Annotated in this window: 17 protein-coding genes; 9 read left to right on the forward strand and 8 right to left on the reverse strand. The window is 39.0% G+C overall.

The genetic code is table 11. The features are described 5' to 3' along the window. Genes HQN83_RS04445 through HQN83_RS04480 form a run of 8 tightly spaced genes read left to right on the forward strand, consistent with a single transcriptional unit; the run spans nucleotide 1 to nucleotide 8,360 of the window. On the forward strand, nucleotides 1-1,527 hold the full coding sequence (locus tag HQN83_RS04445) for a RagB/SusD family nutrient uptake outer membrane protein (protein ID WP_173089057.1): 1,527 nt from the start codon (nucleotides 1-3) through the stop codon (nucleotides 1,525-1,527). A gap of 20 nt (nucleotides 1,528-1,547) precedes the next feature. After that, complete coding sequence (locus HQN83_RS04450; RefSeq protein ID WP_173089059.1) at nucleotides 1,548-2,183, forward strand: fasciclin domain-containing protein; 636 nt, start codon at nucleotides 1,548-1,550, stop codon at nucleotides 2,181-2,183. 10 nt (nucleotides 2,184-2,193) lie between these two features. Beyond that, nucleotides 2,194-3,045, forward strand: coding sequence for a DUF5007 domain-containing protein (locus HQN83_RS04455; RefSeq protein ID WP_173089061.1), 852 nt, complete (start codon nucleotides 2,194-2,196; stop codon nucleotides 3,043-3,045). Between the two features lie 6 nt (nucleotides 3,046-3,051). After that, the gene (locus tag HQN83_RS04460; RefSeq protein WP_173089063.1) at nucleotides 3,052-4,689 is read left to right on the forward strand and encodes a LamG-like jellyroll fold domain-containing protein; all 1,638 of its coding nucleotides are present in this window, start codon (nucleotides 3,052-3,054) and stop codon (nucleotides 4,687-4,689) included. An 11-nt stretch (nucleotides 4,690-4,700) separates the two neighbouring features. Next, on the forward strand, nucleotides 4,701-5,183 hold the full coding sequence (locus tag HQN83_RS04465) for a hypothetical protein (RefSeq protein ID WP_173089065.1): 483 nt from the start codon (nucleotides 4,701-4,703) through the stop codon (nucleotides 5,181-5,183). A 50-nt stretch (nucleotides 5,184-5,233) separates the two neighbouring features. Further along, nucleotides 5,234-6,766, forward strand: coding sequence for an Ig-like domain-containing protein (locus tag HQN83_RS04470; protein ID WP_173089067.1), 1,533 nt, complete (start codon nucleotides 5,234-5,236; stop codon nucleotides 6,764-6,766). A 27-nt stretch (nucleotides 6,767-6,793) separates the two neighbouring features. After that, the gene (locus HQN83_RS04475; RefSeq protein ID WP_173089069.1) at nucleotides 6,794-7,738 is read left to right on the forward strand and encodes an alkaline phosphatase family protein; all 945 of its coding nucleotides are present in this window, start codon (nucleotides 6,794-6,796) and stop codon (nucleotides 7,736-7,738) included. 34 nt (nucleotides 7,739-7,772) lie between these two features. Beyond that, nucleotides 7,773-8,360: an HD domain-containing protein gene (locus tag HQN83_RS04480; protein WP_173089070.1), complete on the forward strand. Its 588-nt coding sequence runs from the start codon at nucleotides 7,773-7,775 to the stop codon at nucleotides 8,358-8,360. A 9-nt stretch (nucleotides 8,361-8,369) separates the two neighbouring features. Here HQN83_RS04480 and HQN83_RS04485 read toward each other — a convergent pair whose 3' ends face one another. Together HQN83_RS04485 and HQN83_RS04490 are read right to left on the reverse strand one after the other, a co-directional pair. Then, nucleotides 8,370-9,176 carry a LuxR C-terminal-related transcriptional regulator gene (locus HQN83_RS04485; protein ID WP_173089072.1) on the reverse strand — a complete coding sequence of 269 codons (807 nt, stop codon included), beginning with the start codon at nucleotides 9,174-9,176 and terminating at the stop codon, nucleotides 8,370-8,372. A 141-nt stretch (nucleotides 9,177-9,317) separates the two neighbouring features. After that, nucleotides 9,318-10,079 carry a LuxR C-terminal-related transcriptional regulator gene (locus HQN83_RS04490; protein ID WP_173089074.1) on the reverse strand — a complete coding sequence of 254 codons (762 nt, stop codon included), beginning with the start codon at nucleotides 10,077-10,079 and terminating at the stop codon, nucleotides 9,318-9,320. A gap of 184 nt (nucleotides 10,080-10,263) precedes the next feature. Here HQN83_RS04490 and HQN83_RS04495 point away from each other — a divergent pair, with 184 nt between their 5' ends. Further along, nucleotides 10,264-11,106 (forward strand): VOC family protein, encoded by an 843-nt coding sequence (locus HQN83_RS04495; protein ID WP_173089076.1) that lies wholly within the window; start codon nucleotides 10,264-10,266, stop codon nucleotides 11,104-11,106. 15 nt (nucleotides 11,107-11,121) lie between these two features. On the opposite strand, the gene HQN83_RS04500 is transcribed toward HQN83_RS04495, so the two are convergent. Genes HQN83_RS04500 through HQN83_RS04525 form a run of 6 tightly spaced genes read right to left on the reverse strand, consistent with a single transcriptional unit; the run spans nucleotide 11,122 to nucleotide 20,510 of the window. Then, nucleotides 11,122-11,919 carry a hypothetical protein gene (locus tag HQN83_RS04500; RefSeq protein WP_173089078.1) on the reverse strand — a complete coding sequence of 266 codons (798 nt, stop codon included), beginning with the start codon at nucleotides 11,917-11,919 and terminating at the stop codon, nucleotides 11,122-11,124. Nucleotides 11,920-11,921: 2 nt separating this feature from the next. Next, nucleotides 11,922-13,103, reverse strand: a complete 1,182-nt coding sequence (locus tag HQN83_RS04505; protein ID WP_173089080.1) for a CHASE2 domain-containing protein — start codon at nucleotides 13,101-13,103, stop codon at nucleotides 11,922-11,924. Beyond that, a complete protein-coding gene (locus tag HQN83_RS04510) occupies nucleotides 13,100-15,289 on the reverse strand; it encodes a caspase family protein (protein WP_173089082.1) in 2,190 nt (729 codons plus the stop codon). The genes HQN83_RS04505 and HQN83_RS04510 overlap by 4 nt, the downstream gene beginning before the upstream one ends. Further along, on the reverse strand, nucleotides 15,286-17,349 hold the full coding sequence (locus HQN83_RS04515) for a caspase family protein (protein ID WP_173089084.1): 2,064 nt from the start codon (nucleotides 17,347-17,349) through the stop codon (nucleotides 15,286-15,288). Before HQN83_RS04515 ends, HQN83_RS04510 begins: the two co-directional genes overlap by 4 nt. A 4-nt stretch (nucleotides 17,350-17,353) precedes the next feature. Next, nucleotides 17,354-19,075: a caspase family protein gene (locus HQN83_RS04520; protein WP_173089086.1), complete on the reverse strand. Its 1,722-nt coding sequence runs from the start codon at nucleotides 19,073-19,075 to the stop codon at nucleotides 17,354-17,356. Between the two features lie 10 nt (nucleotides 19,076-19,085). Next, on the reverse strand, nucleotides 19,086-20,510 hold the full coding sequence (locus tag HQN83_RS04525) for a C1 family peptidase (protein ID WP_173089088.1): 1,425 nt from the start codon (nucleotides 20,508-20,510) through the stop codon (nucleotides 19,086-19,088). Nucleotides 20,511-20,538: the final 28 nt, after the last annotated feature.

Genomic DNA, 20,538 nt, shown 5'->3' on the forward strand with positions numbered 1-20,538 from the left:
ATGAAAAATAAGATAATTACCATGTGTCTGCTCATTTTGATCCTTACAGGGCCAAGCTGTAAACGTTGGCTAGATGAGCTCCCTATCAATACGGTTACAGAAGATCAGGCTTGGAAGACGGGAAGTGATGTTGAGGGCGCAATAGCTTCGGCCTTTGCTATTTTCCGCAGAGGATTGTCTGGATTAACGAAAGACGATACCCCATCAACTACACGTAATGGGTCGTGGGGCGACTATTATTTCTGGGGTGATGCACGTTCGGGTGATTGGATTACTCCAAACAACGACGGGGATTGGCAAGCTGGTTTCCAAAATCATTTGATCCAGCGAACTGAGCTGGAGCCAATGACAAACTGGAGACTCTTTTATCGTACAATTGAGCAATGCAATCTTGTACTTGAGAAAATCCCAAGTATTAACGATGGGCTAACACAGGAAAGAAAAACCCAACTAATAGCTGAGGCTCATTTTTTGAGAGGAATGGCACATTTTTACGCTGCGAGAATTTGGGGAGATGTACCTATAAATCTTAAAGCCCGTAATGTGGATCCTATTGGCAGAGAGCCTCTTAAGGCTGTTATGGAGATGGTTGTTAGTGAGGCTGATCTGGCTATTCCTAACCTTCCATGGCAGTATAAAGGGACAAGGAAAGAGTCTATGTCGAGAGGTACAAAAGGTGCGGCTTTAGCTTTAAAGGCACATGCATTGATGTGGCTTAAGGATTACCAGGGTGCTTCGAATGCCATGAAAGAAATTATGGATTCCAACATTTTTAAACTGGTAACCATGGATGGATTGAGAGTTTTATTTAATACAGGAGAGTCGGAAGAGGTAATATTCGAGATGTACTATGATGTTAAAAAGGGCGAGTATTCAGACTACTATGGTCACATTATGACCTATTATCTAATGAATCCTTATACCTCAAGAGGGGAACTGTCATTGGCTGTGCCTAAATCAAAGATTTTAGAAATTTATCCTGACTATGCTAAAGATAAATCGGATAAAAGAGTTCCGGCATTTTTTGAAAGTATTGATGTTTCAGTGAGCAACAGTGAGCTTCGCCCAGTATTGCCTGATCCGCTACAAAATGGTGAGCGCGCAATCATGTTTGCTAAATTTAGAAAGGTAAAAGACAGAACTTACAATTTAATGGATGCACCGGTTCCAATTTTCCGATATGCTGATATATTGCTTTTAAAGGCAGAAGCTGATGCTAGACTTAACCGCATCAGCGATGCGCTTGAGAACCTGAACAAGGTTCGGTTGCGAGCTGGCATTCCACTTTTCACGAGAGATGATCAACCAGTAGTGATTGATGAGATTCTAGAAGAAAGGCGGAGAGAATTAATTGGCGAGTTTCATCGTGTTTACGATTTAGTTCGTGTGGGCCGTCTTCATGAATTCAATCCATTTATCACCGCGCAAGGTGAAAAGGATGGAGCTGGATTTTTTCCGGTCAGCGACGAAGCTTTCGCAAACAATCCAAGAATGGAACAAACTTATTACTGGCAGTTTAATCAATAACCTCAAAATACGCAGTTGAAATGATAAAATTAATTAAAGCAATCGCATTCATTGGAATCCTAATTATTGTAGGATGCAATGACAAGTATTTTGCCGATGGAGGTAATCTACCCATCGACCATTCTGGGGCTCTAGGAGTCTCCACTATGGATTACCTGAAAAGTAAAAGTGAGTATGATACATTGTCTAGGCTCATCACCCTCACTGGCTTGGAAGAAGCTGTTAACGCAAAAGGAAATACATTTCTGGCACCAAGGGATTATTCAATACATAATTATTTTAAATTGATATTCCCGGATCCTACAAAGCAACCCGAAACATTAGATGCTATTCCTGCTGAAGAGATGGTCAAGATTACTCAGATTCTAAAGAATTACATCATTCCTAATGAAGAAATAGTAGGCAGTAAATTGTCGAAAACATACAGTTATGTAACAACTTTAGGCGGTACAAAAGCTCGGTTTAACATTGTGCAGGATGATTATTTGGGTAATGTAAACTTGGGAGCAAAGTTCATCATCTTTTCTTTGAACCTTAGTACCTCGGATCAGTTTACATTTTATATGCCGGTTGATGTTGCAACATCAGACTTACGTTCTACGAACGGGGTGTTGCATTTACTGAATTCTAACACACATATTTTTGGATTTAATTAGAGTAAAGGAGATGAAACGCAAAAGAAAAATAGCAAGGGTTTTAACAAGTACCATCTTAGTATGCGGATCACTATTGATGAGTGCCTGTACTAAAATTCCACAAGAGGGAAGTATAGCCCCGGATATCACCTATAAAAACAGAAAGCAATATGCAACTTCAGGCTTAGAGCAGAATATAGGCGTTTTTCAGACCTCAACTTCTACACTGCCGCTGAATTTTGAAATTGTAGATATTAAGGAGGTTAGTGGTAAAAGCATAAGTGCCTTAAATGAGAATATAGCAATTGTTAAGTATAAAGCACCCATTATAGGTAACGAAAGCCCTGCAGAATTGGCTTTGAAAACAGATACGGTAATGACCCCTGCATTGAGCATAAACAAATATACTGGTCAGGTAGAAGTTTTGGAGGGCAATAAGATTCCGGCAGGGGAGTACCACTTTAATATTAAGGTAACTAACCAATCGGGTAGTAAGATATTGCAAGATGCACTTGTGATAGAATTTAAAGAGTTTGAGGTGAAAACATGGGCGTCTGGAATGCTAAAGCAACCTGAAATAGAACGTGTTGGAGATACACCTAACCAAATTCGGTTTGTAGGATATTTAGATGGTGCTCCACTTGCCGGCGACCAGATTGATTTTACGAAAAACCGTGCAGCAGGGTTTAAAGGAACATTTGTGAACGATGCAAATGATGGTGAAATATGGAGCGTGAATTTTCCGGTAAAAGAGGCAGATACTTATTGTACCTGGAGAATGGTGAGTTCCTCTGGAGGAACCAATACAGTAAGTTATGAGGCATTCAATTTCAATTTTGTGATAGGCCTTCCTGGTAGTTATGTGATTCGATTATATAAATAAAGAAAAATGAAAAGCTTTTTTAAATATTCCCGCTTAATGCTGACGGTCTGTCTGATGACCGGTCAGTTTGCTTATGCACAGACGGGCAAAAGCAAAAAGATCCTTGTGATTGGAGTAGATGGTATTATTAATTCTGCCATTGATTATGCTTCAACACCCGGTATCGACAAGCTTACTGCAGATGCATCATACAGTATGAATGGCTATGGAGGTATTCCTGCATATGCAAGTTCAGGTTGGGCAACAATGCTTACCGGTGTTTCTTCTGATAAACATGGAGTAACAATAAACAAATCTTTTGCTGGGAACAAGTTTGCCCAATACCCATCTGTTGTTAGCAGAATTAAGTCTGGTGCTCCGGCTATTGTGTTGGCTTCTGTGGTTCGCACACCTGAAATCAACACGTTATTAAATCAAGCTGCTGATCATAAATTTCAGTTTGGTTCTGATGAGGATGTTTACAAGAAATCTGTTGAGATGTTGAAGCTCCCGGAAATGGGTGCGGTATTCTTACAGTTTAGTAGTCCATCAGAAGTAGGAGCGGATGTTGGATATCAGCTTCGTCAGGCCAGGTATATATTAGCCATCCAAAAGATCGACGAGTACGTGGCAGGATTACAAGCTGCTATTCAGTCACGTAGTGGTTATGCCAATGAAGATTGGGATATTTTCTTTGTCTCTACACACGGAGGAACAGAGTCTGGGGTGCCTCAGAGCACTAGTCCTGAAGAGGTTAATGTACCTATTATTCTTTCTGGAGGTGAGCTGGACAATAAGGAATTGGTTGGAGCAGCATTGCCTCCTCGTGAAAACGCTGATAACATCCTTACTATCAATAAAGCGGCTTCGGGCGATAGAACTTATGTACGGATTCCTATTAAGGGTACGGCACTACAGGGCATGAATAAATTTACCATTGAGACCTGGATAAAAGCGGGCGCTAATTCAAGCGATCCTTCGATTATAGGTGATAAAAACTGGGATTCAGGTGGTTTGCCGGGTTTTACCATTTGTAGAAGTGGATCAAACTGGAAGATTAACATTGCCAACAATAAGTCAGAACGTTATGATGTGGGGTCGGGAAAAACGATTGAAGATGGTAATTGGCATCACCTGGCTGTTACGTTTGATAAAACTAAATCAATTAAGATTTATCAGGATGGTGAAAAAGTAGCGGAATCTGTTTTAACCTACAAGGATGGAGACAATATGGCTTCACCATTCGATTATCTATGCCTTGCACAAGATGGAACACAGACCTATAGTGGTGGAGCACCAAACTGGGCAGGTTCTTTTAATGAGGTAAGGATATGGACTGACGTACTTTCTACTGAAACTATCCAAAAGTATATGTACCTCCGCAACATTGAAAGCAGCAATCACCCAAATAGGACTGCGCTGAACCTTTATCTAAAAATGGACGATGTAAGGGGTACCGTGGTGAGAGATTATAGCGGTAAAGGAAACAATGGTGAACTGGTTGGGGCTGCTAGTGAACGTCACCCGTATTATCCTATTGGCCTTACAGATGTATCTGTAAATATTTTGGGTCACATGGGGATGCGTGTTGATGGCAGCTGGGGATTGGAAGGAAGTGTACTGAAGTCGAACGTTCCGTTTCGTCTTTTTAAAGTGAACAACTAACATTTAATGATATGGCAAAGAAATTGAATTTGAAATTCGCCTTTACTATGCTGGTTGCATTGATTGGCACTCTAGGAATGAGCTCCTGCAAGAAGGAGCTTCTGCAGCAGGGAGGACTTAATCCTGGACAGCTCGTTGCGGGCAGGATATATGGGACCTGGGCAAACCCAAAGGATATTGTTACTCCTAAAAATGTGCCTGCAGATGTGTTTGGCGCGATGCGTTTGGTATTTACTACTGATGAAGCAGGTAATCCATCTAAATTCATGGCACAGGACTGTCCGGTAATATTTGGTAATACTACTGGTACCTGGGGAGTATCCGGAGATGAAAATAAAGCTAAAGTTACGCTCACGAGTGTTGAGCCCGTTAATGATTTCGATGTAAAAGTATCCTCAACTTCCCTGATTCTTTCATTTTATATGGGATGGGAAAATACGGATACCAAGGAAACAGGAAAAGGAAACTTTAGCGTTACGCTGACCCGTCAGTAATACTGATCTGAAATAAATATTTTGAACCAATTCCAATAGAAAACAGGGATATGAAAATAAATAATACTATCAAGAAATTTGTTGCACCGTCAGCATTAATCATGCTTTTTGCTGTATTTTTCACGTCATGCAAAGAGAAATTTGACTATACAGTTGATACTGGCAACCCGGTTGTGATTAGTTATAATCCAACTTCAGGAGTGGAAGCTGTTGCAATTACCAGCAATCTGGTAATCACATTTGACGAGATTATCAAAAAAGGAACAGGGGGAATCGTAATTACCGGAAAAACAGGTACAAAACGTATAGATGTTGCCTCTGATGAAGTTACCATTGGAGCAGATAAGCGCGTGCTGATCATTAATCCGGAAGACTTTGAGGGAGATGAAGAGTACACCGTTAGCCTGGAAAAGGGAATCGTGACAGATCTGTTGGGGAATGCCTATATGGGTATGCCTGAAGGATTCACGTGGACCTTTAAAACAGTAGGGAAAAGTGGTCTTCCGCTAACATCTCTTAGTCCTATACCGGGGAGCACAGATGGTTCATTGCTTAAGCTGGAAATGACTTTTGCTGCGGATGTAAAAAAAGGAGCAGGAAATATCACGGTGTTCCAGTCGCCAGGTAACCAAAAGATTGCAGAATTGGCTGTTACCAGCCCCGCAGTTGTGATTGAAGGGAAACGCGTAACTATTAAGCTGCCGGCACCTCTGGAATTCTCTACAAGTTATTATGTACTTGCCGATCCGGGTACGATTACCGATGCCAACGGGAAAGCATTTGAAGGGTTTGCAGAACCTACTTCATGGAGTTTCACAACAACAAGCGGTAGTGCAAACGCATTGATTGCACATTTACCATTGGACAATGATCTGTCGGATATTAGTGGAAATAAGTTAGATGCAATGCTTGGGGAAACAGCCAGTGGCAAAATTACCTTTGTTACAGATGCTGTTAGGGGAAGAGTTGCTTCATTTGCTGCGGGCTCTTATGCTGTATTACCTAAACACAACTTATTGAGACCAGGGCTTAGTCAAAGTTTCAGCTTTAGTTTTTGGGTAAAAGTGAAGGGCATAGGATCGGATCCTGCAATCTTCTCTAACTCTAGTTGGGATAGTGGTGGTAACCCAGGTTTTGTGTTAGCTACTGACGGAGGAGACACCTATACAGGAGCATCAGGTAGAGGCTGGTTGCTTAAGATAACTGGTGATGCTGCGGGAGCAAGTAACCGGATGGACTGGAGAGCTGGTGAAACTACACCAAAAGCCCCTCCATTGTCTGATGATAAATGGCATATGGTGACAGCTGTACTTGATCAGACAGCTAAACGACTGCATGTATACATTGATGCAACTGAATATATACAGGCCACGAAACCTGCCAGTTACGACCTTAATACCTTGCTAGGCCCACTTTGGGATTCAAAGAATGATTATCCATTTACAATTTGGGAAGATGGAACAGGACTTTACAATGCAGGTGATGATACCAGAAAAACGTTAACCGGTTTAGTAGATGATGTAAGGATTTACAAGAAAGCACTGAGTACCGCTGAAGTGGCAGGGCTATATGTAGCTTACTAAAAGTAATTGACTGATAAAAGAATAGATATGAAACGTATTTTAGGTATATGTGGGATTTTGTTACTGGGCTGCATGAAGTTGCAAGCCCAGCAACTACCAAAGGGTAAACCATTGTTTGAGCATGTAGTCATCATCGGAATTGATGGATTCAGTAGCGAGGGGCTAATGAAGGCTGATGCTCCTGTGATGCATAAGATGATTGCTGAAGGAGCTTTTAAGTATGATGCAAGAACAGTATTGCCATCATCAAGTTCTTCGAACTGGTCAGCTATGATTCTTGGCGCAGGCCCTGAAATCACTGGGATTACTTCAAACGACTGGAAGCCTGATGGTAAGGGGATGAAGCCTGTTGTGGTTAATAAAGTGGGCCGTTCACCGAGTATTTACGATATTGTACGTCAGCAGCGCCCTAAGGCAGAGCAAGGGGTTGTTTTTCACTGGGATGATTATGGTCGCTTATTACAAAAAGAAATGGTTAACCATTATGAGCATGCTGAGACAGAAACTGAAGCCGCTGTGAAGTTTTCAGAATATATTGCTGCCAAAAAACCTGTTTTTGCATTACTTCATTTAGATCATGTTGACGGTGCAGGGCATAAAAACGGGCACATGTCTGCAGCTTATTTACAATCTATTGCCAAAGCAGACAGCTTAATAGGAATGGTTTTAAAATCGATTGAAAAGTCGGGAATGAAAGATAAGACCTTGGTGATGATTGTTTCTGATCATGGAGGGATTAATAAAGGGCATGGCGGAGAATCTGCGGAAGAAATCACCATCCCGGTTATTTACTACGGACAAGGAGTTAAAAAAGGATATAAAATACAGCAACCTGTATACCAATATGATGTGGCGGCTACTGTGGCATTTGCCTTGAACCTAAAGGTTCCTTATTCATGGACATCGCGTCCTGTAAAGGCTGCTTTTGTTGGTTTTAATGAGCCTGAAAACCTATCTGTTGGGCTTGAATAGAGTGTTGTTTTTAAATTATGAATAATCCAATAATATGCATTTACATCAGTCAGATATCGTAGCAAAAGTTGATGAAATATTCAGCATGTATGAAAAATATGGAAATGAGGAATATGGGGAGGATGTAACCCAGTTGATGCACATGATGCAGTCAGCAAATTGTGCAATCAAAGAGGGTGCTTCCAATGAAATGGTGATTGCTGCTTTTCTGCATGATATAGGTCATTTTTTAGAGGGTAAAGAAGATATGGGGGGATACGGTAGGCAAGATCATGACCATCTGGGTGCAGAATATTTACTGAATTCCGGTTTCCCGGAGCGATTAGCAAAATTGGTAAACAGTCATGTGAGCACAAAAAGGTACCTCACTTTCAAAGACCAGAATTATTTAAATGAGCTTTCGGAAGCCAGTAAGATCACCCTGAAATTTCAGGGTGGCCCTATGAGTGCCGCTGAAGCACTCGCTTTCGAGGCAGATCCTATGAAAGACCTTTATATTAAGATTCGTTTGTGGGATGACCTTGGAAAAGAGACCGATCTTTTGGTTACTAAGGATGAGGTAATGAACATGAAACAAAGGGTTACAGATTACCTTATGCAAGTACACGAGGTAAGAGAATAAGAAAGCTATTTATATTGCCATGAGGATTGGAAAGAATATATACCAATTTTCTTGAAGCGACCTTATGGCAAGTTCGACTGTGGAGCTAGTACTTGTTTTTCTTAGCATATTTTTTCTGTGCTGCTCTACTGTTGATCTGCTGATGAATAGCGAATCTGCAATTTGACCGCTGTTTTTTCCTTTTACAAGATGACTGAGGATTTCTTTTTCACGTTTGGAAAGTATGGTTTTACTGATTTTACCAACAGATTTCCCTTTTGATACATCATAGTAGCTTGGCTCGCCTTCTAAGCCAATAAAAGATAAGGTCGAGCCATTCTCTTTTTTTAAATGACTAATAACTGTATGAACATCTAGAACTCTGATTACAGCTCCTTTTTCGTTAGTTTGTATAGTTATGGCTTGCTGTAAAATACGGATATTCTTACCGTCTTTGCGCCTTATTCTATAGTCGTAGCTTACTTTGTACTTTAAAACCTTGTCAGCAGGAAGTTGGTTAAAAAAGGCGGTAACCTGGTTTTCGAAATCAAGAAAATAGGGTAGATCATCAGGATGTATATTCTCTAAAATAAAACTAAGCGTAAACTCTTCCTCGGAAGACAATCCTAAAATTTTTGTGACCGAATTGCTTGTCCATTCTACTTGGGCAGTAGGGCAATTGAATATGAAGTAATAGAAATCCCCTACATGAAAAATGTTTAGCATTTTTTTATACAACTCTATTTCCTGAGAAGGGGATTCATTTTTGTTGTATTTGGCTATTTTATACCAGATTTCTTTGGTATTGTCATTTTTAGCGGGTTCAATATCTACCATTTTTCAAGTTTGATATAAAGTATTAGCTTGTGCTAAAGGATAGTTTGAATTATAGCTAAAGCAAAGCGTTACATTGTACAAATGTAACAACCCCAGACTATGTAAAAAATACACCTTTAGGCGTATTTAAATGTAATTAACCTAAATTAAACCCTGTAAAATACAAGATTTAATGAGCTGAGCCGTGTTTTTACACTCAGATTTAGCTAAAATATTATTTCGGTGTTTCTTAACTGTAAGGGCACTTATAAAGAGTTTTTCAGCTATAGTATTGTTATTTAGTCCCTCGGCAATATATTTTATGATATCTATTTCTCGTTTGGAGTATTTTGGTGCGTTTTGATTGTTGTTTCCCGCATTTAAATTCATGTAGGAGGGTTCATTATCTAATCCGATAAGGGAAAATTGATAGGTATTGGAGTTGCTCAGATGGTCAATTCGTGTGTGGATGTTTAAGGATTTTCCATAACCTCCGTCGCTATCCAGCGTTAACATTAAAGCCTGATGATTCATTAATGCATATTCGCCATTTTTCATCCGTGCGCGAAAGCTATAATTCATTTTGTACTTTAACATTTTTTCTCTTCCCACATTTTTGTAGAAAAAATCGGAAATTAATGATTCGGTTTTTGCTACAAAATCTACGTCTTCCGGGTGAATAGCGTTAAGTACATCATTAAAAATTACGGTTTTGGGATCAAAGCCATGCATCTCATAGATAGAAGGACTAACATTTGATAATGACATGTCATAGAAATCTATTACGTAATAATAAAAATGGCCAGTACTTATTATAGAATTTGTTAAATCATCAAAGCTTATTTGAGGAAAAGAAGTATTCTCTTTGGCTTTGTTTTCCGCAGAAAACCAAACCTCATGAAGTTTCTGTATTTCAGTGTTCATTAAATTGGGAGGCATTTAGATAATACTAAAATACTGATTTGTTACTTATGATGCCAATTTGTTTAGAATCTTTTGTCTCCTGTCACAATTTACCCCTCTAATTGTCAGTTATGCCCTCTGTTAATTGCATTTAAGTGTAGTAACTTAGTATAGTTAAATTGCTTAATCCTAAAGCTTAAAACCTATGAAAAATTTAATTTATCCCTGCTTAACGCTCAAAGGTAAAATTGCAGAGGCATCTGATTTTTACATCCAAACATTTGGTGATGGAAAAGTTAGTCAAACCTCACCCTTTGTAATTCAAATTGAATTAAGTGGACAAAAGTTTATGCTACTTAATGATGGGCCATCTTCAACACCTAATCCGGCTATTTCGTTTATGGTTATGTGCGAAAGTGGAGAAGAAACCGAAAACTACTGGCGTAAATTGATAGATGGCGGAAGTATTTTAATGCCTCTTGATAGTTACGATTGGAGCCCCAAATACGGTTGGGTACAAGATAAATTTGGCGTTTCCTGGCAATTGTATACTGGCGATAAACCAAATGCCTCACAGAAGTTTTGTCCTACATTAATGTTTACCGGTGCCAAGGTAGGAGAGGCTGCAAATGCATTGCATTTTTACACCAAATTGTTCCCTAATTCGAATGTTGAGGGCATTATGAAATACAGTGAGACCGATGGTGATAATGTTGATTTTGTGAAACATGCTCAATTTACGATTAATGGCCTTGTAGCAATGGTCATGGATAGTTCTGCGGGCCATAAATTCGGCTTTAACGATGCCATTTCGTTGGTTGTAGAGTGCGAAACACAAACCGAGATTGACAAATATTGGGAACAGTTAACAGCAAACGGTGGACATGAGGTTGCTTGCGGTTGGTTAACTGATCAGTATGGTATTAGCTGGCAAATTATACCAAAAGCACTAGGTAAATTGGTTAGCGATCCTGAACGCGGCCAAAGGGTAATGGGGGCGTTAATGAAAATGAAAAAATTGGTTATAGCAGATCTGGAAAACGCTTAGTATTTATAGGCTTGCCTAAATTCCAAAAACTCTGGTTAATTCCTCTGAGCTTATTTTGCCATAGTTTTCAAATAGGTGATTCACTATCTCTGCCTTTTGTTTCTTTTTATCATTTGAATCCGATGCCATTTTAATCAATTCTATTTGTTGTACCAGCATTTCTTTACTAACTAGTATGGGGTAGAATTTGGCTATTATAGACGATTTAGCCTCTCCATTGGCATTTGATTGATAGCATAAAATTACCTGATCTTTAATCGGTCCTGATTCTGTTGAAAAAAGCTTGTTAGAGAAAATGAGCCCATTTTGGCTATGCTCTATTTTTCGAGTTATTGTAGTGTTGTCTGCCGTATATTGTACAAAAAAAAAGTTCGAATTATCTAGTTTATAAGACGGTTTAATAGCTAATGGTTCATTTTCAATTAGCAAGATACGATCTTCAGTTTCGGAAGATGAAAAATAGGTTTCTGGGGTATTGCCTTCCGACATAATAGATCGGGTACTTAAATGATGAGTACCTGAAGCAGGGACAAGATTTGCTTTAAGGACCGCTAAGAGTTCGCCCTTGCTATCAATTTTTGCTGTTTGGGCTGTAATGTCAAAGCGCCCCTTTCCTGGGCTTATACACGATATTTTTGATGTCTTATCACCAAATATAAGTTTGTCGTCTGGGTTAAGTGCATCTCCAACCTTTACCGGGCTTTTTGTTCGGCTTAATATCACTTTACCCTTTATAAAAGTAACATAGTATTTTTCGGCAGGAGAAAACACTGTTGTAAATGTTAAGAGGAAGACTAGAAGTAAATTTTTCATAATTATTTTTCGTTAAAATAAGATTCACGTAATTCTATGACCCAGGTTTTGAATTGATTCTTACTCCATTCAGCCTGTCTTAGTCGTATTATATATCGGATTAAATTTATGTAAAGTGTTAGAATTAATACCTGGATATGGATGTTGAAGAAAAAATAGGAACAGACTGACAATACCGATAGGTATGTAGCACTTACTAATAAAGGGCCTAACCACTTTATGTTTTTAACCTTTACATCATCGTCTTTTGGAAAAAGCATCAGTCTGGAGAAGGCTGTATATGCAACTATCAGGAAAATAATCCAATACCAGGTTATTAAATGATATCCGGACTTTAAAGTGAGGTAAACATTTAACAAAATCAACGTTCCAGGAGTCGGACCGAAAACGGTTTCATGGATGTCACTATTAAAATCTCCCATCACAATGATTCTATTAGCCAAAAAATCGCTTGCAATTATTTCATCTGGGAGAATAAGCAAATCTGATAGACTTACAACTGGATATTCCCCTTGTTCAAATAACTCATGAGACCTGATCTGATAGTCAATTATTATTGAGTTTAAACTTGGCTTATTATTATCCCAGTGCCAATCCTCAGTGTAAGAAAAAGCCCTTTTCTCCAGTTTCTCGTACATGTAGACAGGGATAGTTGGTTTGTTGTCATCCTGAAATAACTTGAACTTTAGAAAACCCTCACTGGCCCTACTGTAATCTGCTATTGCATTTGGGACTTCGATGTCCAGTTTTTCAACTTTACTGTCATCATCGAAATGAGTTGGGAAAACAATGTCGTTTATTCCTTTAACACTGTTTTTTAGCAAGCTGTCATTTTCTGATACACCTTTTAGAAAAACATCGCAGATGGTGAATCTTACTAATTTTTGGTGCTTTTTTAATATTGTGAAAAACTGAGCTAGTTTAGCGCGGTCAGTAATAACTTCATTTCCTAACGCATCTTTAAGCGGGATTAGTGCCTTGTCATATGCCAGATTTATAAATAAGAAATCCTTTTTAGGAGGGTCTTCATCAATTTGTAAAACAACCCGTTTTAGTATTGACGACCATTGGATAAGCATTCGTTCATCGCCATAACTGTAATCTGTATTTACCCAGAAAACAGTAAGAACAAAGAGAACAAAAGCATGAAGAAAACTTATTAGCCATTTAATCCATGTTTTCATTTCTTGGTAAATATAAAATCTCCGCCTACGTGCCCAGCCAGTTCAAGCGTGCCATATCTTGGTTCCGTTTTCGATTCCGTCATCACTGCTTCAATAATCTGGTTGATGAACATTTTTTGCGCGGTCAGGTATTTCTCTTTGTTATCACTCAATGCCTTTACCAAGTACTTCATAAATACGCTTACATCAGGTACCTCGGTGTCGTTTCCAGAGGTGATGGCAACTCTTGTAATTTTGTTTTCCATTTCTTTGATAGCCGGAGGTGCATCTTTTAGACCCCGGGTTTTGAATACCGAACCAGAAAAACAGGCGTCTGTAATAAGTAAAGTGTGTCTGGAGGGGAGCTTTGCAATAAGGTCCAGCACATCCTTATTAGGCAACCAGGTATTTATATCTTTATATTTAGCATCTGTTAACAACCAATACCCCTTTTTTTCTTTTTCTACCCAAATGCCATGGCCGGCATAAAAAATCAGCAGATTATCCTCAGGCTGCAAAGTGCTGGTCAACTCCATCAATTGCCTTTTAATTTCTTTATTCCCCGGATTAAACAGGGTTAAAATGTTACTTTCAACAAAATTATAATTGCTTTTAAGGATCAGTTTTAATTTGATGGCATCAGCAATAGGATTTTCCAGGGAAGGAATACTGCTATCGTCGTAGTTTTGTGCAGCAATCAACAAACAGTAATTCTTACCTTCCTGTGTAATAACCGGACTGATTTCATTGCCGGCAACCTGGGTAATCTTTTCAATTTCAAAAACCAGTTCCCCGTTATTACCCGATGCATCTTCTGCTACCAAGGTAAATTTATTGATTCCATCGACCAGCCTTACATCCCCCCAAAAATCACCACCATTCTGTGCATATATTTTGTTGCCATTGATGGTTACACTTTTAAGACCTGATGGGTCTTTTGCGACTCCTTTGATCATGACAGTTGCTTCCGCAGCGGTAATTTTAAGGCCTCTTTTAATATCAGGTTCGGTAATGACAATTTCAGGTGGACTTTTATCAGATTTTGCTTCTTGTACCAGGTGACTTTCCAACTGGGCCAATCCGTTTATTGCAGGCTGGTAATCATCTTTATACAGTAACGCAAGCTCATAATCTGTTTGGGCTTTGGTGTAATCCTTTAAGCCAGCATGAGCTTCGGCTCTCCCAGTCAGGTATCTGTACTTTGCCCATGAACCAGATGTTTCATTTATTATCAGGTCATTATACTTAAACTCAAAGGCAGCTTTAAATTTAGCTATGGCAGGTTCATAAGCCTTTGCAGCTAATTCGATAAGACCTGAAGTATAAGCAACATCGGGAATTTTCTCGGAAAAAGAAGCTTCTTTAAAAGCTATTCTGGCCTGGGCAACATTGCCCATTTTTGCGTAGGCTTGAGCCTTAGTCAACTTTGCCTTGTCTCTCCAGTACCTGGATATTCCTTTGTCTTCTTTTCCTACCCTGTCGCATAAAGCAATGGCCTCTTCGTATTTCTCTTCGGCCAACGCAAGCCTGGCACTGAGATATACAGGTGATAATTGCCGATCCCCATGTCCCCGCTTTCCTTCATAAAATTTATTGAGCGTATCTATGCAGTGCCGTGCAGCTGTAAAATCACCAGACTGTATAGCCATTTCTCCGAAAGCGGTATATTTATCACTGGTTAACAGCCCACTATTGGTTACCTGGCCAAGCATATCGGTAACTAAACCACCCAATTTTTCCAGGGCACGGTAATCATTCAACGTCTGTTTTAGGTCTCCGTCAAATACATTTGCCGATGCCCGATCATTATAAGCCCGAATCAAGAACTTATCTACAGACTGGTATGTGTAACGGCGTACTATATTCCCTTCATTTTCTACGAGGATGCGGGGGTACCCCCTTATCACTTTCAAAATTAAATCCCATTCTGCATTTGCGCCCTTGATATCTCCAATCTTCATTTTATGTTTAGGAAAATCACTCAGTGAATTTAGCAATGGGTAAGTGGTTATCGATTCCCGGTATTGCTTATCTGCAGTAACATAATCTCCTTCTTTCCAGCTTTTTTTAGCTTGCTCATAAAGTTTATATGCTTTTTTATGAGCTTCAACATCTTTATCTCTTTCCTCTCCAGATTGTGCAAATACCTGCATAGCTATGCAAATCATCAAACCTCCCAGTAATAATGTACCTTTTATCTTTTTCATTTCTTATTAAATATAAAATCACCCTCAACATGCCCCGCCAATTCCAATGTACCATATCTGGGTTCTGTTTTCGATTCTGTCATCACCGCTTCAATAATTTGGGTAGTAAACATTTTTTGTGCAGACAGATATTTATCCTTGTTTTCGCTCAAAGCTTTTACCAGGTACTTCATAAATACGCTTACATCAGGCACCTCAGTATCATTACCAGAAGTGATGGCTACACGCGTAATTTTGCTGTTCATTTCTTTCAACGCCACAGGAGCATCAGCTCCAATACTACGGGATTTAAAAACAGAGCCTGAAAAACAGGCATCAGTAATCAAAAGTGTATGTCTCGAAGGTAATTCCGCAATCAGATCCAATACCTGTTTGTTTGGTAGCCATGTATTTACATCATTTCGCTGTGCATCTGTAAGCAGCCAATAACCTCTTTTCTCTTTATCTACCCAAATACCGTGACCAGCATAAAAGATCACAAGGTTGTCTTCAGGTTGCAAAGCTTCTTTTAATTCCAGGAACTTCTTTTTAAAATCATCGCGTTGCGGATTAAACAGACTATAGATATTATCCTCCCCAAAATTGTAACTGTTCTTAAGGATGAGTTTTAGCTTTATTGCATCAGCGATAGGGTTTTCCAGGGAGGGGATTGTTGAATCGTCATAGTTCTGACTGGCAATAAATACGGCATAGTTTTTACCCTGTTTTTCTGTTACCGCTATAGGTGTTACTGCAATTGGTGTGGCGGCTTTTTCTATTTCGAAAACTTGTTTGCTTATATTTTCCGCCAGGTCGGTTGCTATAATCTCAAACTTGTTTACACCATCCGCTAATGCGACTGTTCCCCAAAAATCACCTTCCTCTTTTGAATATATCGTCTGTCCGTTAATAGTGGCAGATTTTAGACCCGAAGGGTCTGAAGCAATTCCCTTGATCATGATATCTTTTCCGACGGCTACAACTTTCAACCCTCGCATATTGGTGGGTTCTAATATCTTTATTTCTGGACCGGTTTTGTCGGCTTTACGGGCCACAATCTGATTTCCTTCCAGTTTGGCAAGACCATCTAATGCAGGTTGATAATTGGGATTATAAATCAATGCAGCATCGTAGTCCTTTTTAGCATTACCGTAATCTTTTAAACCCAGGTAAGCTTCAGCGCGGTAAGTGTAGTACCGAAATTTCCCTCTTCTTTCAATTTTATTCAAGGCAATTTTGCCTGGCTTCATCGCCTCGGTAAACATTGGAATCGCCTGGGCATATTCTTTCTGACTCAAAGCTAATAATCCCTGATAGTATGTCAGGGATTCCCAAACTAATATCCTGTCAATTTCCTCAATACTTTTCTTTAAATTTTCTGTATCACCTTTTCCAAAGTAGGCAAAAGGGAGCATTGATTTAGACATTTTTTTGGCAAGCCTGTAATCTTCTCCTTCAACACTAATTCTGTTAAGCCTGGAAATAACCTCATCATATTTTTTTTCTAATAACAAGCTGTAAATTCCTGACACAAAAATGCCACGCTTATAATCTGCTTTTTCAGCGAGTGATTTTATAGTTTTGAGATTTTCTAAATCGCTTGTTTGATAACATGCGTCAATTGCCAACCAACAAGATGTTTGCTGCAAATACGTAAATGACTTTGCAGTTCGTGATTGCAAATGTTCAATAGCCACTCTTATTCCCACAGCAGGGTCACCCATATCAAGATTACTTACAGTTTGAGTATAAAAATTGACCTCGAGGCTACCTTCCCGACTGTCCTTGCTACTTAAATTCTGTTTTTTAAAACTTGCAATCAAAGCATCCCAGCATCTATTTGCACCTTTAACATCACCAGACTTTAATTTTTCAAATGCAATGGTCGACAACTTTGCAACCGGAGCCTTTTCATTAGCTTCAAATAATAATTTGTCCGCTTCCAGTATTTTTCCTTCTTTTCGTAATTTATCGCTTTTGGTAATTAATTCTCTTGACTCCCTGGCTTCATTTCCTGACTGAGCTAATAAATCGCCTGTACAAAACATTAAAAGCAATATTGTTAATAGTTTTATTTTCATTTTCTTACTTCTTAATAAATATAAAATCTCCTCCCTCATCACCGGCTTCTTTAATCTCTCCATATTGCGGTACTTGTCCATTTGCGCTATTGTTGATTACAGCCTCCCTAAAGCTTGAATACAACCTTTCTGCTGATAAATATTTGGCCGTATTTTGCATAAGGCGTTTTACCAGATATTCAATGAATACGCTTTTATCAGGCACTTCCTTTAATGTTCCGCTAGTCATTGCTTTTCGACTCTGCATGTCATAAAGCTCTTTTATGGCTTTTGGCGCACCAGTTAAAATAGCTCGGCTTTTAAAAATACTCCCAGCAAAACAAGCATCGGTAATGAGCAATGTATGTTTGGATGGAATGGCAGTGAGATACTCTTTTAAATCGGCATTGGTAACCCACGAAGAGCGGATTGATCTCCCTGCATCAGAAGGAAACCAATATCCTTGTTTTCGTGCAGGATCCCATAAGCCATGGCCTGCATAAAAGATCAGAACATTATCTTCAGGTGTTATTTTATGTGAAAGGGTTTCTAATGAACTAAATAGTTCTGCACGTGTTGGATTTGTTAATAAAGTAACATTTTCCTCATCAAAAGTATAACCCGTAGTTAGTATGTTGTGTAATGATTTTGCATCCGCAATGGGTTGATCCAAATCGGGAATACTTTCGTCATTATAGTCTTGAATGCCAATAATAAGCGCATAATATTTGCCTGTTGAGCTTATGGTTTTTACATTTACGGGTACAATTGGCACTGGTTGCGGGTCTTTACTGGCAGGATTTCTATTAATAATAAAGTCAAATTCTCCAGTATTCATCATCCCGTCGGTGGCCTTTACTTTAAGCTTATTGTCGCCTGTAGCTAGCGTGATGTCTGCAGAGAAGTTTCCTGCTCCGTCTATCCTGGCATTAATGCCGTTTACCTGTACTCCTTTAATACCGCTATTATCAGTAGCTGTTCCGGTTACTGCAATTTTACTTCCGCTTTGAACTACTTTTAAACCACGAGTAACAACAGGGTTGGTGATGGTAATTTGAGGTGGGGTTTTGTCTGAACCTGCAAATGCTGCAGCAATAGATGGGGGAGGGGATAGCAGATAATTTATCTTCAAATAGTCAACGCCAAGTGTAACGCCTTCGCCAATGTCAAACCCAATATTACTGCCATACATTTCGATACCTGTTTTTTTAAATACAACTACATCATTAATGAAACAGACTACAGATGAACCTACACGTACAATCTTTATTTTATTGTATTGCCCTGGTTCTGATTTCACCGCTTTGGCCGCAGTTGTATCTTCAACTTTTGTATAGATATCAGACTTGTCGAAAGAAGTAAAGGCGACCACTCCATTGGACGAGAATACAAAACTATTATTTACAGAAGGTTTGCTTGGAAGACCTCCAAAGATAATTCCAAATGTTGATCCCTGGTCTCCACCTTTTATACGTGATATGGAAGCCTCTATGCTAAAATCCCGACTAATATCCATGTCAAAGTTTAGGACCTTTTCAAAGAATTTGTTTGCATTTTCTTCATTCAATAGCAAAAAACCAGAATCTGTTCTAACGGTAAAATTATCTGTAGGTTCTTTATCCCAGCCATCTGGGGTAGTAAAATCGGAATGAAATATTAATTCTTCATTTGCGTTGGTTTGCGCAAATAAAGAATTTAAAGAAGTAGCTGCCATCAGTAAGAACAGCATTAACCTAAATTTTTTCATGTTTAATTAATTATTGGTGTCCCATTTCTACCATCATTGGTACAATACTTTTCCCTTTGCTAAATCCATCAAAGGCAATTTTATCATTGGAGAATTTGATGTTCCCAGCTTCAACTATTTTTTCCTCAAGAACTTTAAAGATTCTTTCATTGAAACTGCCTTCACTAGTCTTGATTTTTGAAATGAGGTCATCAATATTTAATTCATCTTTGCTGTATAATACACATAGCAGATCTTTTCCCGGCTTGTCATCAAACTCTATGAAATGATCTTCATCAGGAATGGCGACATCATTTTTTTTGTCGGTAAGTGCGGCACTTATGCCATCTTCATAAGGGAAAATTTTGGTGATTTCATTACTCAGGTCGGTACTGATTGCGTAAACATACGCAGGCTCATTGTTAGAAATGTAAATACGAAATCTGGTTCCTGAATTATACGTGGATTTGGTTTGATAAATAGATAAAGGGCCGGTGGTTGACTTTGCAGGAGTTACTTTTAAACCTCGAGTTGAAGTTAGCAGTGTAACAGGCATATCTGCATTGTTAGCAAGAGTTAATCTGATACTGCCTGAAAGATCTGCAATTGTAGGTGAAGCCTCCGGTAGATCTATAAATTCATATGCATATCGGGTGAATTTTGCAAAATCTTCATACCTGACCCAGGTATAACCCTTATTTCCCCACCTGGTTCCCCAACTGTTCTGAACTTCAAATGCTCCGCCAAATTGGTCATCACTATAACCAACCACGCACATAGCATGACCGCCGTAACTTTCTAAAGGTTGTTCTGTAGGAGTCCATACTTCTTTTGCACTCATAAATGAATTCGGACAAATCATACCAAATACTACTGGTTTTTTCTCAGAAATAGACTTTTTTACAGATTGAATTTTTAGTTGAGAGGAAGCTCCAGCATCAAAAAGACGCATATAATCCTTGATTTTGGAGGATTTAGCAAGTGCCAGCTGACTTTCTGTAATGGACGGGGTACATACAACGGGCAAGTCCTTGTAATAAATTGCCCCTTGCTGTTTCATTATTTCCATAGCGTAGGAGATTACCGATCCCCCAACACATGAATTGTCATTAGGTTTAAGCATCCGGAATAAAAATGCCGGAGCATAAGCATTATCAGTTATCGTTTTTTGATCTAACCAATTATTTTTAATTGCCTCAACAATGGTTTTGCCACAATAGGCAACTGCCCATGAAGTACAGGTGCCATATGAACCCTGGTTACCGGGAGTAGGGGTATATGCTTTTATACTTGCTGATGGAGGTAAAACTGTTAAACTTCGGGTGAGTTTTGCTTTTTGTGGAACCGAAGCATAAACTTCGTCGTTAAAATCCATGCCTGTAACATATTGGGCATGAGTAGAATTAGTAAGGATTGCTAATGACAATAAGCAAATGAGAGGTATTTTTTTTGTCATAAACTAAAATACCCAAAATCAAATGCAT

This window comes from Pedobacter foliorum (assembly GCF_013266735.1).
Lineage (GTDB): Bacteria > Bacteroidota > Bacteroidia > Sphingobacteriales > Sphingobacteriaceae > Pedobacter > Pedobacter foliorum.